Source organism: 'Catharanthus roseus' aster yellows phytoplasma (genome assembly GCF_004214875.1).
Lineage (GTDB): Bacteria > Bacillota_I > Bacilli_A > Acholeplasmatales > Acholeplasmataceae > Phytoplasma > Phytoplasma asteris.
Genome location: NZ_CP035949.1, coordinates 80,110 through 95,598 on the forward strand (window position 1 = coordinate 80,110; position 15,489 = coordinate 95,598).

18 protein-coding genes and 1 pseudogene are annotated in these 15,489 nt (G+C 25.9%); 7 read left to right on the forward strand and 12 right to left on the reverse strand.

The window, feature by feature from the left end:
- Nucleotides 1–539: 539 nt before the first annotated feature.
- The 12 genes and pseudogenes from EXT02_RS03025 to EXT02_RS00395 all read right to left on the reverse strand — a co-directional run bounded on the left by EXT02_RS03025 (nucleotide 540) and on the right by EXT02_RS00395 (nucleotide 7,476).
- A complete protein-coding gene (locus tag EXT02_RS03025; protein ID WP_240682821.1) occupies nucleotides 540–1,079 on the reverse strand; it encodes a hypothetical protein in 540 nt (179 codons plus the stop codon).
- Entirely contained in the window at nucleotides 1,079–1,354 is a 276-nt protein-coding gene (locus tag EXT02_RS03190; RefSeq protein WP_425304922.1) for a hypothetical protein, read from the reverse strand. Before EXT02_RS03190 ends, EXT02_RS03025 begins: the two co-directional genes overlap by 1 nt.
- A 3-nt stretch (nucleotides 1,355–1,357) precedes the next feature.
- Nucleotides 1,358–1,902 (reverse strand): annotated as a pseudogene (locus tag EXT02_RS03195) (AAA family ATPase); the annotation flags it as partial.
- Nucleotides 1,903–2,143: 241 nt separating this feature from the next.
- Complete coding sequence (locus tag EXT02_RS00365) at nucleotides 2,144–2,581, reverse strand: hypothetical protein (protein ID WP_130427344.1); 438 nt, start codon at nucleotides 2,579–2,581, stop codon at nucleotides 2,144–2,146.
- A gap of 38 nt (nucleotides 2,582–2,619) precedes the next feature.
- Nucleotides 2,620–3,156 (reverse strand): hypothetical protein, encoded by a 537-nt coding sequence (locus EXT02_RS00370; protein ID WP_130427346.1) that lies wholly within the window; start codon nucleotides 3,154–3,156, stop codon nucleotides 2,620–2,622.
- A 107-nt stretch (nucleotides 3,157–3,263) separates the two neighbouring features.
- Nucleotides 3,264–3,404 carry a hypothetical protein gene (locus tag EXT02_RS02895; protein WP_165383231.1) on the reverse strand — a complete coding sequence of 47 codons (141 nt, stop codon included), beginning with the start codon at nucleotides 3,402–3,404 and terminating at the stop codon, nucleotides 3,264–3,266.
- Nucleotides 3,405–3,504: 100 nt separating this feature from the next.
- Nucleotides 3,505–3,882 (reverse strand): hypothetical protein, encoded by a 378-nt coding sequence (locus EXT02_RS00375; protein ID WP_130427348.1) that lies wholly within the window; start codon nucleotides 3,880–3,882, stop codon nucleotides 3,505–3,507.
- A 235-nt stretch (nucleotides 3,883–4,117) separates the two neighbouring features.
- A complete protein-coding gene (locus tag EXT02_RS00380) occupies nucleotides 4,118–4,438 on the reverse strand; it encodes a hypothetical protein (RefSeq protein ID WP_130427350.1) in 321 nt (106 codons plus the stop codon).
- 843 nt (nucleotides 4,439–5,281) lie between these two features.
- Complete coding sequence (locus EXT02_RS00385; RefSeq protein WP_130427352.1) at nucleotides 5,282–5,935, reverse strand: hypothetical protein; 654 nt, start codon at nucleotides 5,933–5,935, stop codon at nucleotides 5,282–5,284.
- A 151-nt stretch (nucleotides 5,936–6,086) separates the two neighbouring features.
- Nucleotides 6,087–6,593 (reverse strand): hypothetical protein, encoded by a 507-nt coding sequence (locus EXT02_RS00390; protein WP_130427354.1) that lies wholly within the window; start codon nucleotides 6,591–6,593, stop codon nucleotides 6,087–6,089.
- Between the two features lie 312 nt (nucleotides 6,594–6,905).
- Complete coding sequence (locus tag EXT02_RS02900; protein ID WP_165383232.1) at nucleotides 6,906–7,082, reverse strand: hypothetical protein; 177 nt, start codon at nucleotides 7,080–7,082, stop codon at nucleotides 6,906–6,908.
- Nucleotides 7,072–7,476: a hypothetical protein gene (locus EXT02_RS00395; RefSeq protein ID WP_130427356.1), complete on the reverse strand. Its 405-nt coding sequence runs from the start codon at nucleotides 7,474–7,476 to the stop codon at nucleotides 7,072–7,074. The genes EXT02_RS02900 and EXT02_RS00395 overlap by 11 nt, the downstream gene beginning before the upstream one ends.
- A 231-nt stretch (nucleotides 7,477–7,707) precedes the next feature.
- On the opposite strand from EXT02_RS00395, the gene hrcA reads away from it, so the two are divergent.
- The 7 genes from hrcA (at nucleotide 7,708) to ftsY (ending at nucleotide 15,392) form a co-directional block, all read left to right on the forward strand.
- A complete protein-coding gene (gene hrcA, locus EXT02_RS00400; RefSeq protein ID WP_130427358.1) occupies nucleotides 7,708–8,742 on the forward strand; it encodes a heat-inducible transcriptional repressor HrcA in 1,035 nt (344 codons plus the stop codon).
- A gap of 202 nt (nucleotides 8,743–8,944) precedes the next feature.
- Nucleotides 8,945–9,679 (forward strand): nucleotide exchange factor GrpE, encoded by a 735-nt coding sequence (locus EXT02_RS00405; protein WP_130427360.1) that lies wholly within the window; start codon nucleotides 8,945–8,947, stop codon nucleotides 9,677–9,679.
- The gene (dnaK, locus tag EXT02_RS00410; RefSeq protein WP_130427362.1) at nucleotides 9,663–11,507 is read left to right on the forward strand and encodes a molecular chaperone DnaK; all 1,845 of its coding nucleotides are present in this window, start codon (nucleotides 9,663–9,665) and stop codon (nucleotides 11,505–11,507) included. The genes EXT02_RS00405 and dnaK overlap by 17 nt, the downstream gene beginning before the upstream one ends.
- Before the next feature lie 162 nt (nucleotides 11,508–11,669).
- On the forward strand, nucleotides 11,670–12,737 hold the full coding sequence (gene dnaJ / locus EXT02_RS00415) for a molecular chaperone DnaJ (RefSeq protein ID WP_130427364.1): 1,068 nt from the start codon (nucleotides 11,670–11,672) through the stop codon (nucleotides 12,735–12,737).
- 418 nt (nucleotides 12,738–13,155) lie between these two features.
- Nucleotides 13,156–13,398, forward strand: a complete 243-nt coding sequence (locus EXT02_RS00420) for a hypothetical protein (RefSeq protein ID WP_130427366.1) — start codon at nucleotides 13,156–13,158, stop codon at nucleotides 13,396–13,398.
- A gap of 422 nt (nucleotides 13,399–13,820) precedes the next feature.
- Complete coding sequence (locus EXT02_RS02905; protein WP_165383233.1) at nucleotides 13,821–13,985, forward strand: hypothetical protein; 165 nt, start codon at nucleotides 13,821–13,823, stop codon at nucleotides 13,983–13,985.
- 351 nt (nucleotides 13,986–14,336) lie between these two features.
- On the forward strand, nucleotides 14,337–15,392 hold the full coding sequence (gene ftsY, locus EXT02_RS00425) for a signal recognition particle-docking protein FtsY (protein ID WP_130427368.1): 1,056 nt from the start codon (nucleotides 14,337–14,339) through the stop codon (nucleotides 15,390–15,392).
- The last annotated feature ends 97 nt before the right edge of the window (nucleotides 15,393–15,489 follow it).

The following is a 15,489-nucleotide window of genomic DNA, read 5'->3' on the forward strand; positions in this document are numbered from 1 at the left end:
ATATAAATATAAAATGTTTGCTAAGTGCACAAAAACACTAAACCCTTTTTATAAGATATTTTTAAACCCTTTATAATTTCAAGTTATTGTTTGGAGTTGCTAAATAATTAATAATCTTGAAAAAAAAGAATCATTTTAAAAACTATCAACTGTTTATTTGCTGTCATTTTTACTTTAAGTAAAAAAAGTTGTAAGACTTAATATTTTTAGTTAAGACCCCAATAAAAAGTATTTTGGTATTTTGCTTTTATAACAATTATGGTTGGAGTAATAATTTTATTTGTGAAATAAAGTTAAATAATTGTTCAAAAGTAAAAAGTTACACTAATTTATAATAGTTTTTTGATTTGTAACATTTAATAATTTTTTACTGCATCTTTAATATTATACTTTATTATACTTGTAAATTAATAAAAAAACAACTATGTTGGAATTAAAAGTGTTCTTTTGTTGCTTTTATTATGTATTTGTTGAAATATTGGAGGTAATAAATAAAAATAAGACTCTCATTTATTGAGAGTCTTATTTAGTATATTTGATTATAAAAGTTTATCTATTTCTTCTTTAGTGATTGTTTCTTGTTCTAATGATAAATTAGTAATTTGATCTAATAAGTCTTTATTTTGTGAAATAATTTCTTTTGCTTTAGTATAACATTTTGCAATAATTTTTTTGATTTCTAAATCTATTGCTGTTTTATAGGAAAACTCAGAATCCTGGCTCACTCCTAAACTACTAATACTATATTTAGTAACCATTAAACGAGCTATTTTTGTTACTTGTCTAAAATCATCATAAGCCCCATTAGAAACTTCATTAAAAATTATTTCTTCAGCTACACGTCCGCCCAAATAAGATTTAATTTGAGCTAGCATTTTTTTATCAGAAGTAAAAAAAGTTTCTTTTTCTGGCATTATTAAATTATAGCCACCAGAAGAGCCTCGAGGAATAATAGTTATTTTTTGTACCTTTTGTGCGTATTTAAGTTTTAATCCAATAACGGCATGTCCTGCTTCATGATAAGCTACCATTTTTCGTTCTTCTTCGTTGTATTTGATTGATTTTTTGGCAGGACCCATCAAAACCGGTCAATTGCTTCTTCTAATTCTTCTAAAGTAATTACATTTTTTTTATTTCTTACAGACAAAATTGAAGCCTCATTTAGAACAGCTCCAAGTTGTGCTCCTGACATGCCTGGAGTTTGTTTAGCAATAGAAGTAAAATCAATGTTAACATCAATTTTTTTATTTCTGGCGTGAACTTGTAAAATTGCTTTTCTTGCTTTTACATCATGAAGACCTACAATAAATTGTCTTTCAAATCTTCCTGGACGAAGTAAGGTAGAATCTAGCATATCAGCTCTATTAGTTGCAGCCACCACAATAATACCTTGTGATTTAGTAAACCCATCCATCTCATTTAATAATTGGTTGAGAGTTTGATCTTTTTCTTGCCCTCCTCTAGAATCATGACCCCTTTTGCCTCCTAAAACATCTATTTCATCAATAAATAAAACACAAGGAGCATTATATTTAGCTTCTTTAAATAATTCTCTTACACGAGAAGCCCAATTCCTACATATCTTTCTACAAATTCAGAACCAGATACTGCATAAAATGGTACTCCTGCTTCTCCTGCAAGAGCTTTTGCAAGTAAGGCTTTGCCAGTACCAAGAGGACCCGATAATAATACTCCTTTAGGAATGCAAACTCCCATAACAGCATATTTTTGGGGTTGTTTTAAAAAATCAATCAATTCTTTCATTTCTTCTTTTTCTTCTTCATTTCCTGCAACATCTTTAAAACTAAATAAAGATTTTTGTGAAGAAGAAATTTTAGACTTAGATTTTAATTTTCCAGAATTTCTACGTAGTCCATGAATAATATAAAATATAAAAATCATAGAATGTAGATATACTATAGGACCAAATAAAACCCTTAATAAATTAGTTTTTTGTAGTATTCAAAAGGGATTTTAATTTTGTTTTCTTCTAAAAAATCTTTCTTTTTGTTAAAAAAACGGTCATCTGTAATTAAATAATAAGTGTCATTTTGTTTTATAATTTCTATTTTATAAATAGGTTCTGAATGAATAAAATCATTTTCTTTTTTGATAAAATTAATTTTACTAATTTCATTGTTTTTTATTTTTTTGTATTTTTATCTGTTATTTTTTCTAAAATAATTAAATTTGCTTTTGATAATTCATTGGATTGTGGATTTACAGAAAAGCTTATATTTGAATCTAAAGCAGTTTGAAGATTTTTTTTATCTTCTTGCGATATATCGCTATTTTCAATGATTTGCAATAAATTTTCTTTTTCAGAAAAATTAATTTGTTTTTTGGTTTTAAGTTTGGTTAATGCTTCTTGCACCATTTTATAGCTTTTTAAATTTTGTATTTCTTCATCAATGTATTCATCTATAGTATTATGACTTATCTTAGTTCCTGAACTTTTAAAAACAACATCACTTAAAAAAACAGGAGCAATTGATAATAAAAGAAATATAAACCAAATGCTACAAAACATAATTACTATAAGTAATGTTTTTTTAGTATTAAATTTTTTCAAAATGTTCATATTATTATTTATCCTTGATTATGTTTTTTTGATTTGGTCTATATCATTAAAAGTTTGAAATAAGATTGAAAAAAATTAGTTTCTAATTTATTAGAAGGGTTTTGATAATTTTTTATTTTTTTAAAATTCATTAACATATTTTCTAAAGTGTTTATAGATTCTTGTTCATTACAATTGTCTATATGGAATCCACTATTAAAACCATTATATGTTTCTTTAAAAGTTGCAAATATATCTAAAATATTATTTGAAGGTAAAGCTTCAGGAACTATATAATAAGGATTAAAAATTGATTCTAAATTATTTAATTTTCCTTTGATTAAATTTATAAATTGCTCTTTGCTCATTGCATTTTGTGTTTGATTTGGGTTGATTGGCTCAGGAATTAATATAATTTCTTTTTTATTATTTTGCAAAAAACTATTTATTTTATCTAATAAAAGTTGGAATTTTAATTTTATTGTGTTTTTATTGAATGCGAATTGAGCTTCTCTTTTGATAGGCAAATTTGAGCAAACATCTTTGAATTCATTACAATCTTTAATTGCGTTAATACTTTTATAAAGGTTTGACAAGAAAACATTATAATGTAAACTTTGATTTGTTAACAATGAGTCAAATAATTCTTTAATGTTTTGTGCTCCTTTTTTAACTTCATCATTATTATCTTGTTCTTTTTCTATTATTTTTTGGGGTGGTGTATTGTTAATTCTAAATGTTTCAAATTAATTAAATCATTAATTAATTTTATTTGTTCTTCTTTGTGGAATAAGTTTGCACAATCAATGTTATTGGTATAAATTGTTTCCCAAGTGGAAGGCATTTCAGCTTTTAAGTCTTCTGTAATTTGTTTATTTTTTATAAAATCCAGGATTAAAAAATTGAGTATTTGATTTTAGGGTTTCTGTTATTTCAAAAGGATTTTATGCATCTGTTAAAGAAAGTGATAAACTTTCAAATAAATCTTTAAGTTTATTAATTAAATTAATTTCTACTTGATTTGGGTAATTTGATTCTTCAGATTGTATTCTTGGATTTGTGTTTTGTGTTTTTGCTTCTTTTATTTGGGGATCGTTTTCAGAAATAAAAATATTAATTTTAGAAATAATATTTTTTATTTTTTGATGTGGTTTGCTAAGTTCTTTATATTTTGTTGTTTGGGGTGTTTTTTGGTTTTGGGTTTCATTTTTATTTAAGTCTTTATTTAAATGTTTGTATGTAAAATAAAAAGCAAAACCAGTTAATAAAGATAATATTAAAATAAATAATATAATTTTAATTTGTTGTTTAGAAAAATTCATATAGTATAAAATAACCTTTCATATTTTTTTTGATTCATAAATTTATTTTTTTAAAATATATTGAAATTTATTCTTATATGACATATTTATTTTCAGGGTCTACAATATTATTTGTTAAATTATAGATAATAAAAGTTCGGATATCATATTTTTTATCCTCTTTAGGGATATTTAATTTTTTCATAAAATTAATAAAATCATTTTGGTTGTATTTAAAATTTAAATAAGGAACTTTTTATTCGTAGCATTTTAAATCTATATCAAAAATGGGCATATTATTATTTTGTGCCCTAGTAAGTCTATCTTTGGCTCTTGTTATAAATTCTTTTGTTCTTTCGGTGTACCATTGGTGCCCTTCTTGCTTTTGTTTTATTTTTTCTTGAGCTTTGATTGCATTTTCTTGGGATTGTAATGTTTTTTCTTGAGTTTGGGAAGTAAATTGAAGTTCATCTTTAAATGTTTCACAAATTAATCTTAACCAATCAAAATTAATTTCTAAATTTTTAGTTATAAAGCGTATATAAGGTGTTTTAGAATATATATTGCTATTTTTCAATATTTTTTTATATCAATATTATTGACTGTGTTTATAAAAGAATATTTTTCATTATAGTAATTATCATTATTGTTACAATTTGTATTTAATAATTCATCAGTGGCATCTGGTTTGCTAGTTTGTATTAATGAATAGTCAGCTTTAGAAATTTGACAACCATATTTTTCTTTAGGTTTTGCATTTTTTTATTCTAAATTATATAAATTATTTTTACCTTCAGTCCAAATGATATAATATGATGGCAAAATTTTACTTAATGTTTCAAAATCTTTTTTTCAAAGAAATTTATTTTTCCATTAATATCTTTTTGAGTGGGATTCATTCCTTCAAAAAAACAATACTCTCTTATGATATTGTTTTATAAATCTGGATAAATTAAATAAAGGGCAACAGTTATTTTATTAATATTATATTTTTTTAATTGGGATGGATTTTGTTTCGGCATTTCGAAATTTATAATTTGTTCTTTTATATTTGGAGGTTTTTCAAAAAAAAGAATTAAATGCAAGTTCATTTTTATTTTCTAATTTTTGATTTTCTTCTTTGATTTTTATTTTGTGTTTTGCGTCCAAATATGTCCAAATAATTATTAAAATAGATAAAAAAGTAATTATGGATATTGTAATAGTAATATTTTTTTATTTAGTTTTTTTCATTTTTTAGTTACCTTTCATTATAAATTTACCTTCTTACCTTTATTTTACTCTTTTTTTTGCGTAAAAATCGCTCAAAAACAGTTAAAAAAGTGAAAAAAAAGATACTTTTTGCCATATTAAAGGAGGTGATTTCAATTATATAATAAAAAAAAAGACTCTCATTTATTGAGAGTCTTATTGATTTGGATTAATTTTTAATATTGTATATTTCTTTTAAAGCATTTTGGTAAGGTTGGATGTCTATTTGACTAAATTTATTTTTAGTTTGTAAATTTTGAAATAAATCGTTATGCCTTGTAATTGCTAAAGTTTGATCTTTTTCTAATTGTTTGTTTTGTTGACTTAATTGTTGTAATGTATCACCAATACGATTAGTTTTATCTTTTATTTTTTGTTTTTCTTGTTCGTTTGCTGCTTCGTATTGTCTTTCTAAAACTTTTACATCTTTATTTATTTTTTTTGTGCTCAATGATATGTCATCAATTTTGCTATTTATTTTTAAAATATTTTCGTATGATTTTTTTTCGTCTTTAGACATGAAAGACATTTGTTGTTGTTGGTATTGTTTGCGTAGTTCTTTTTCTTTTTCTTTTATAGGTAGAATTTGTGGTAGTTCTTTAAGTTCATTATTGGTAATATATTTTAGTCTTTTGTTAAAATTTTCTTGTGAGACTTCTATTTTATTATTTATTTCAGTTTTGTTGTTATTTTGTGATGAGGTTTTTAATAACATCGCATCAGAAGTGAATAATTGAGGTGTTACAAAGAAATAAAAAATTGTAATTCCAATTAAAATTAAAAAGATAGTTGTAATAAGTATATATTTTTTGTTGCGGGTCATTTAGTTTGCTTTCTATTTTAAAAAGTGCTATTGTGTTAATTTTGGTTCTTAATTTTATTTTATCATTTTTTTATTATTTTAATAATTTATTATTTTAAAAGTTTTTTTATATTATAAAGTTTTTCGGGTTGTAAAAAGATGAGTTAATGTTTTAAAATATGGGTTTGTCAGTAATTAAATAAATGTCTGATAATTGTAAATTTAGTATAAAATTTAGTTCTTTGGTGTGTATTTCTAACATTTTTTCTTGAAATTGTTGAGTATAATGGATTTTATCTATTGTGTGTTTTTGATTTTTTTGGATATTTAAATAACTATTATAAATAGAGCCTAATCCTTGTTTTTCAAAAAGTGGAGTTGTAGGATGATTACTATATTTGCTTTTACAATCTTTCCAAGTTTTAGTTAATAAATCATGGAGTATTTCATTTTTTATTAAGTCATAATTGTTTCTTGTTGTCTTTATTAAAATATTAGAATTTATTTGAGGATGATATTTTAGTTCTTTTTCTTTGGATAGTTGTAAATTGAGTTTTTTGGGTTCTTCTTGGTTTATTTCTAATGTTATTTCTTGTTGTATATGTGGATATAGAATTAAACCTAATAACAATATACTTATAATTACTAAGAATAATAAAACTTTAATATTTATTTTCAAATTATTTATTTCCAAATTATTTATTTTCTTTTATATATTGAAGGGACAAGTGTTTCCCCACATTTATATTATAACTATTATTATGTAAAAAGTCATTATATAAACAAAAAAAGACTATCATTTAAGATAATCTTAATATTTTTTAAGTAATTTTTTGTTAGTTTGGTATGGGGGATTGTGTTTAAATTCATTGTTATACCTCCTTTCTTTTATATTTTAGGTATATTGGTTGGTTGGGGGGTGGGTTTTATGCCTAAAATATGTTGGGAGGGTAAAATATTTTGGGTATGTTTTAGTTTTTGAGTAGTTCGTTTATTTTGGATAGTTTGTTTTGGTAGTCGGAAAGGGATTTTGGAGACGATCTATTGTTCTATTAAATTGTGTTTCAAACATTTCAACTGATTTAATTTGCCCATCTAATATACCAATTTCGCGCTCTAAACTTTCAATTTCAATTTTGGATTCGGCAAGTTGTAATTCAATTGCCATTTTTTGTTCGGGGGTTAGGTTTGGTTTGCTTTTTTGTGTTTGTTAGTTTGGTTTTATGTTCTTTTAAATGTGTTGTTTTTTCATCTCTTTGTTGTTGTGGTTTTATTTGGGTGTTTTTTTCTTTTTCAGTTTGATAATTTTTAATTGAATATTGGGTGGTTTTAATACTTGCTTCAATAGTGGTTTTAAAGTTAAGGACCATTTCTAAATCATAAAGTTCTCCTTCGTATTCGTATTTCTTTTCGTTTGTTGTTTGTGGTTGTGATGTGGGTGTAAATGTTTGAGAAGGTAAGTAAGGATTTTGGTTGATTTGACTTCCTGTATAAATTCCTTCGTTATTACTGTAATCAGGTTTGTAAGATTGTGTGGGTTTTGGGGGATGTTGGTGTGTCATCAGGTTTAGTTTTTTGATTAAATAAAACTAAAACTTACCCCCATTTAAGGATGTTTTTTTCTTTTTTATATTATTATTATTAATTATTTATAATCACATTAAAATTAATACAAAATACATAATTATTAATATAAAATTAATAAAAATATAACAAAATGAAAATATAGGGTTGACATTCAACAAAAAAAGTAATACAATATTATTGGCAATCGTTAATGTGAGTGCCAAGAGGTGATGAATATGCTTTCAGATAGAAAAAAATTAATCTTAAAGGCTGTAGTGGAAAACTATTCACAAAAAGGACAACCTGTAGGTTCTAAACTGCTTACCCATTTGCCTTATCTTAAATTTGCAAGTGCTACTATTCGTTATGATATGGTGCAATTGGAAAAAGAAGGGTTTTTACAAAAAAATCATACTTCTAGTGGTAGAGTGCCTTCTTTTAAGGGCTATACTTACTATCTAAACCATTTATTAACACGTGATCATGATGTTGCTTGTATGTTTGAAAGCATTGACAAAGTGATTCAAAAAAAGCGTTTTTGTAAAGGACAAGTAATTAAAGAAGCTCTTAATTTGTTAAATAATTTAACTAATTATACTGCTATGGCAATTGGTTCTGATATTTTTAATAATAGTAAAATTACTAAAATTGATTTTATTCCTTTAAATAGTACTCAAGCTGTTATTTTGATTATTACTGATAAAGGAAATGTACAACATCAAAATATTTCTTTGGATCAAACAAAAGAAATTAGCATTTATGACCTTAAAGATGTAGTGCAAGTAGCAAATGATTTGTTGACAGATAAGTTTTTATCAGAAGCAGCCAATATTATTCAAAGTGATTTTTTTAAACAAACTATTGCTAAATATATTTGTTTTCAAGAACAATTAATTGCTTTGTTTATGGAAGCTTTTAGTAGTTTTGCCTCAGAGAATCTTTATTTTTCGGGGGTTTCTAAAATGCTTGAAAAACCTGAATTAAGTAATCCTGAAATTATTAAAAAATTTATGGGTCTTTTAGAGCGTAAAGAATTATTAAAAATTATGTTAAATCAAGATAGTTTGTCTTTTAAATTTTCTGATGGCTTGCAACTTACCCCTTTAAAAGATTGTATGATTCTTTCTATTCCTTTTGATGTAAATCCTAATGAGAAAGGAAGAATTGCAGTTGTAGGACCTTCGTGGATGAAATATCCTAAAGTTATTCCTATTTTGGAATATTTGGCAGTTCATTTATCTAAATTAAACGATCAAGAATAACAAATAAAAGAATAAATAATACAATAAATAATTGTAAGATAAAATATAAGCAATAATTACAATTACAACAAATAACAAATAATAATTAATAAGTAATAATGAAATAATTTATAATTTATTAAAAAAATAACTAAACAGGCTGCCAAAATACTTGTAAGTAACGTAATAAAAACATAATTATATCAAGAAAAGAGGTTTTAAGATGTTTTTAGAAAAAGACCAAGATAACTTAGATAATTTAGAAACACAAGCAAAAGAATTGCATAAAGATTGTAAAGAATGCAAAAATTGTCAAAAAGAAGAAACTAAAACAACAAATAAAGACAACCAAAAGGAAGATGAAACTGTTAAAAATCAATCAAATAAATCAAATCAAACTAAACAAACAAATACCAAACAACAAAAACATCAATCAAAAGAAAACAGTCATCTGCAAATTACTAAATTACAAACTCAAATTAAAGAATTACAACAACAACTTACCCAACAAAAAAAAGCCTTTGATGAAGAGTTGTTAAAAAATCAAGCAGAATTGATTAACTTTAAGAAAAGAGCCCAAACTCAAAAAGCAAATGAATTAAAATATGCATCAAGTAATTTTATTACCAATTTATTAATGCCCTTGGAACAATTAGAAAAAGTCATTGATATGCCTACACAAAATGAATTGTTGCAAAAATATTTATTAGGATTTAAGTTGTTACAACAACAAATAAAAAAAGTGTTGCAAGATGAAGGAGTAGAAGAAATTGAGGCTCTTAATAAGCCTTTTGATCCCGCTTTGCACCATGCTTTAGAAACAGTGTGCGACCCTAAAAAACCTGATAAAACTAATTTAGCAGTTTTACAAAAAGGTTATTTATATAAAAAAAGAATTTTAAGACCAACATTGGTTAAAGTAAATGAATGGAGTGATAAAAATGACAAAAACGAATAAAATTATAGGTATTGATTTAGGAACAACTAACTCTTGTGTTGCTGTAATGGAAGGTGGCGAGGCAAAAGTTATTCCTAATGCTGAAGGTGGAAGAACAACTCCGTCTGTAGTTTCTTTTAAAGGTGATGAAATTATGGTAGGAGAAATTGCCAAACGTCAAGTAATTACTAATCCTAATACTATTAGTTCTATCAAAAGACACATGGGAGAAGCTAATTATACTGTTAATGTGGGTGGTAAAAAATACACTCCGCAAGAAATTAGTGCAATGATTTTGGCAAATTTGAAAAAAACTGCTGAAGATTATTTAGGAGCTCAAGTAAGTGAGGCAGTAATTACTGTTCCTGCTTATTTTAATGACGCTCAAAGACAAGCTACCAAAGATGCAGGTAAAATTGCAGGCTTAAATGTTAAACGTATTATTAATGAACCAACTGCAGCTGCTCTTTCTTATGGCGTTGACAAAGGTGATAAAGAACAGACCATTTTAGTGTTTGACTTAGGAGGAGGAACTTTTGATGTTTCTATTCTAACTTTGGTTGATGGTACTTTTGAAGTGCTTTCTACTTCTGGAGACAATGCTTTGGGAGGCGATGATTTTGACTTACGTATAGTAGATTTCTTAGTGCAAGAATTCAAAAAAGAAAATAGTGTTGATCTTTCCAAAGATAAAATGGCAATGCAAAGATTAAAAGATGCTGCTGAAAAAGCTAAAAAAGAATTAAGTGGTGTTACTTCTTCACAAATTTCTTTGCCTTTCTTAACAATGAGTGAAGCAGGTCCACTTCATTTAGAATACAATATGACTCGTGCTAAATTCAATGAACTTACTAAAGATTTAATTGATCGTTGTTTGGCTCCTGTAAAACGTGCTTTAAGTGATGCCAAATTAGATATTGAAAAAATTGATCAAGTGCTTTTAGTGGGTGGTTCTACTCGTATTCCTGCAGTACAAGATTTAGTTAAAAATGAATTGAAAAAAACTCCTAATAAGAGTATTAATCCTGATGAAGTAGTTGCTATTGGAGCTGCTATTCAAGGAGGAATTCTATCAGGAGACGTTAAAGATATTTTACTGTTAGACGTAACTCCGCTTTCTTTAGGAATTGAGACTTTGGGTAATGTCTTTACTAAATTAATTGAAAGAAACACTACCATTCCAACTTCCAAAAAACAAGTTTTTTCAACTGCTGCAGATAATCAACCAGCAGTAGATATTCATGTTTTACAAGGAGAACGCCCTTTAGCAGCTGATAATAAAACTTTGGGAAGATTCCAATTAACAGATATTCCACCAGCACCGCGCGGAATTCCTCAAATTGAAGTTACTTTTGACCTTGATGCAAACGGAATTGTATCAGTTAAAGCCAAAGATTTAGGTACTAACAAAGAACAAAAAATTACTATTTCAGGAAGTGGTGCCCTTAAAGAAGAAGAAATTCAAAGAATGATTAGAGAAGCTGAAGAAAATGCTGAGGTAGATCGTGTTAAAAAAGAAAGTATTGATGCGCGTAATGAAGCAGAAAATATGATTTTCCACACTAAAAAATCTTTAGAAGATCTAAAAGCTGACGTTAAACCAGAAGAAAAAGACAAAGTTGAGACTCAAATTAAAGAATTAGAAGAAGCTCTAAAAGGAGACGATACTGCTTTAATTAAAGAAAAAACTGCAAACCTTACTAAAGAATCTCAAGAAATTGCAATGAAAGCTTACCAAAAAGCTCAAGAAAAACAAGCACAAGAAAAAGGTACGCAAGAAAACACTACTGCTAAAAATGAAAAACCTCAAGACGAAGTAGTAGACGCTGATTTTGAAGAACAAAAATAATCAATAATAAAAACAAAACTAAACAAAAACAACCATAAAAACAAACAAAAAATATACAAAAAAATATACAAATACAAAAACAACCACAAAAAACAAACTATAAAGAATAATGAAATCAAAGAAACCCCCCCTTAGTTTTATTATTAGGAGAAGTTAGCTAAAATGACAAAAAAAGATTATTATCATATTTTGGGTCTAGATAAAGACGCAAGTCCTGAGGACATCAAAAAAGCTTATCGTAGTCTTGCTAAAAAATATCATCCTGATATTTCCAAAGAAGCTAACGCCGAGAGCAAATTTAAAGAAATTCAAGAAGCTTATAGTGTTTTAGGAGATGCTTCTAAAAAAAGTAATTATGATCGTTTTGGTGATGCTTCTGATAACGGTTTTTCTGGTTTTGGTGGCGGTGGTTTTGATGGTTTTGATTCTTTTGGAGATTCTTTTTTTAGTTCCTTTGGAGATATTTTTGGTAATCAACAAACTAAAAAAACTTCTTATGATAAAAAAGTAGAAATGACTATAAGTTTTATGGATGCTGTTTTAGGAGCTAACAAAACTATTGAAATTACTGTAGAAGCTGATTGTAGAGTTTGTCATGGTAAAGGAGCAGTTTCCAATCAAGATGTTATTACTTGTAAACGTTGTGGCGGAACTGGACAAATTATTACTGAGCAAAGAACTTTTTTAGGTAATATTCGTTCTCGTCAAGTTTGTCCTAATTGTAGTGGTAAAGGACAAGAAATTAAAAATAAATGTTATGCTTGTCACGGACAAAAACGTCAAAAAGTTAAGCAATCAGCTACCTTTAATATTCCTGCAGGGATTCAAGAAGGAATGTCTTTGCAAGTTCCTGGGAAAGGAAATTTTATTCCTTTAAGTAATAATCAAAAAGCAGGAGATCTATATATTACTTTTAAAGTGCGTCCTCATGAATCTTTTGTAAGACGTGAATATGATATTATTTTAGAAATCTTTATTACTTTTCCAGAAGCTGTTTTAGGAACTAATATTTTGATTCCTACTATTTATGGTGAAGTAGCTTTAAAAATTCCTGCAGGGATTCAATCAGGCAATAAATTAAGAATGAAAAATAAAGGAGTTGCACATCTTAATTCTTCTTATCGTAAAGGTGATCAGTATGTTGTTGTTCATATTAAAACTCCTAACCAATTAAGTTTAGAAGAAAAAAGATTATATCAAAAATTATTAGATTTGCAATATCGTAGTTAATATAAGTAATAATATAAGTAAATAAATATTAATACAAATAATACAATATTAATAGTAAATAATAAAATAATAAAGAGACCAACTTAAAAGTTGGTTTTTTTGTTATGTAGCAATTTAATGTTTAAGTTTTTAGAGTTTTACATAGTTAATTTTAATTGTATTATGATGAATAATAAATTAATATTTTTTAATATAAATGTTGAATTGTAATATAGTTTTTATGTTATATTATAACTAATAGTAGATAAATAGTTTTGTTATTTGCTATTTTATTAATATTTATCATATTAAATTAACTACTCATTAAATATTTGAGTTATAATAAAGGCATAAAGTCTTTTATTATATTTAAGTTAGAGGCTTTAGAACTTTAACAAATTTAATTTGATAATTCAATTTAATAAAGAGGTGAAATAACATGTTTTTATTAGATAATCTTAAAGAAAAAATTAAAGATAATAAAAAATTAAGTTCGGTTGCGGTTTATCGTAGAGTAAACCATAAAAGAGTTATTCAAAAAACTTTATTATGGATTAGTTTAATGCTTTTATTTTTGGCACTTTCTTATGCAGTTGTATGGCATGAATTAGCTTTTTGCCCAAATTTAGGTGAAATAAAAAAACAATTATTTTTAAATATTTGTATCTGCCTGCTATTATAAGTATTATTGCTTTTGTATTTACTTGTTTTTCTTTAAGTATAGCACGATTAACAGCTCCTGTTTGTCTTATTGCTTTGGGGATATTTTTAGGGATGTTTATGGGTTATTTATATGTTCTTTTGAATATATCACATACATTCGATTTGACTAATAAATTACTAATACATAAACATTTATGCCTAACTATGTTGCTTTCGTTTATTTTTATTTTGATGAGTAATTTTGCAATTACTATTTTACTTTATTATAAAAAGTTTAAAAAAACAAAACGACCAAAAATTAATTCATAAATTTGCTTTTGTATTTTTTAATTTCTTTGTAATTACTATGTTTTATGTTGTTTTATTTTATGGGTTGATTTCCTTTGGTTGGCATCAGTTTCGCAATTAAGTCAAATTTCATCCTTATTTGACCCTTATTTTATGTTAGGGCTCCTATTTATAAGTCTATTTATTTCATGGGATTCTGTTTATATTGCAGGAGCTTTAGTTGTCTTTAATTATATTATTGAAAAACAAGTAGATAAAAAATATGAAGCATCTAATGGCTTTTGCTTTATGTCTGTTAGTTTTTTGGCCTCTTATTAAAGCTTTATGGAACTTTTGTAAAAAGGAGGATTAATAATTAATATTATTTATAAATTTAGAACAGGAATTAATTTTTAATTTCTGTTTTTTTGTTTTTATGAAGTATTTATTATTTATAATATTGTAATTAGTCAATTTTGGAATTTGAAATAAAATTTGTTAATTGGGGTTATAATAAAATTCTTTTTATTGTTTGTTTTGGTTTTTTTAATTTATCCTTAAATATTTTATGATAACAAAATCCCCAAACCCTAAAAAACTCAATCAAAAAGCAAGTATTTTAGTTATAATAATTGGGTATAAGTTTTTTATTTTGATACCTTAATTACTTTCAAAAAGGAGAGTTTATAAATGTTTAAATGGTTGAAAAGTAAATTTTTTAAAAATAAAAATAATGATAAATATCAACTAGGTCTTAAAAAAACCAAAGCTAGTTTTCTAGATTTTCAAACTCTTTTGAAACAATCTAACAATATCGAAAAAACCCTATTACAAGCATTAGAAAGTTTGTTAATTCAAGCTGATTTTGGTACTAAAACCACTCTTTTTTTGATGCAAGCTATCAAAGATGAAATTAATCAATTTCAAATTAAAAATCCTCAAAAGCTTCCTTCTGTTGTTGTTTCTAAAATGTTTGATTTGTATCAAAATATGAAAGGTATGAAAGGCATATTAGAAAGTCCGCAAGAACAAGAAAAAGAACAAGAAAAACAAAATCAAGATTCCAATCCAACAAATCCCAAAGACACTTTTCAATCTCAAAATAACTTGCCTCAAATGTATTTGTTTACAGGAGTTAACGGAGTAGGAAAAACAACTACTATTGGAAAAATTGCTGAAGCATTGAAAAAAGAAGGCAAAAAAGTATTATTGATTGCTGCTGATACTTTTCGTGCAGGTGCAGTAGAACAACTCCAAATTTGGGCAAAAAGAGTAGGTGTTGAAGTTTTTTGCAAGCCTCTGCCAGCTCATCCTGCAAGTGTTATTTTTGAAGGCATCGAACTTGCTAAAAGTCAAAATTATGATATTATTTTGTGTGATACTGCTGGAAGATTACAAAACAAAACTAATTTAATGCAAGAATTAGCAAAAATTAATCGTGTTATTTGCAAACATTTGCCCGCCTCCAATTTACAAACTTTTTTAGTTTTGGATGCTACTACAGGGCAAAATGCTATTAATCAAGTTGATTTGTTCAATCAAGCAACTCCACTTTCAGGAGCCATTTTAACCAAGCTTGACGGCACTTCCAAAGGAGGGATTGTTTTTGCAATTAAATATTTATACAATTTGCCCACTAAATATATTGGTGTAGGCGAAAAATCCCAAGATTTAATTACTTTTGATGTTAAAAATTATCTTTTTAATTTATTTGAAGGTTTTTTTACTTCTGAAGATATTTTATAATTGCTAATTATAAAGAAAAAAAACAAATAACAAATAACGAAAAACAAACACAAAAAAACATAAAAATTATTATATCAAAAATAAAGAATTCAAAAAT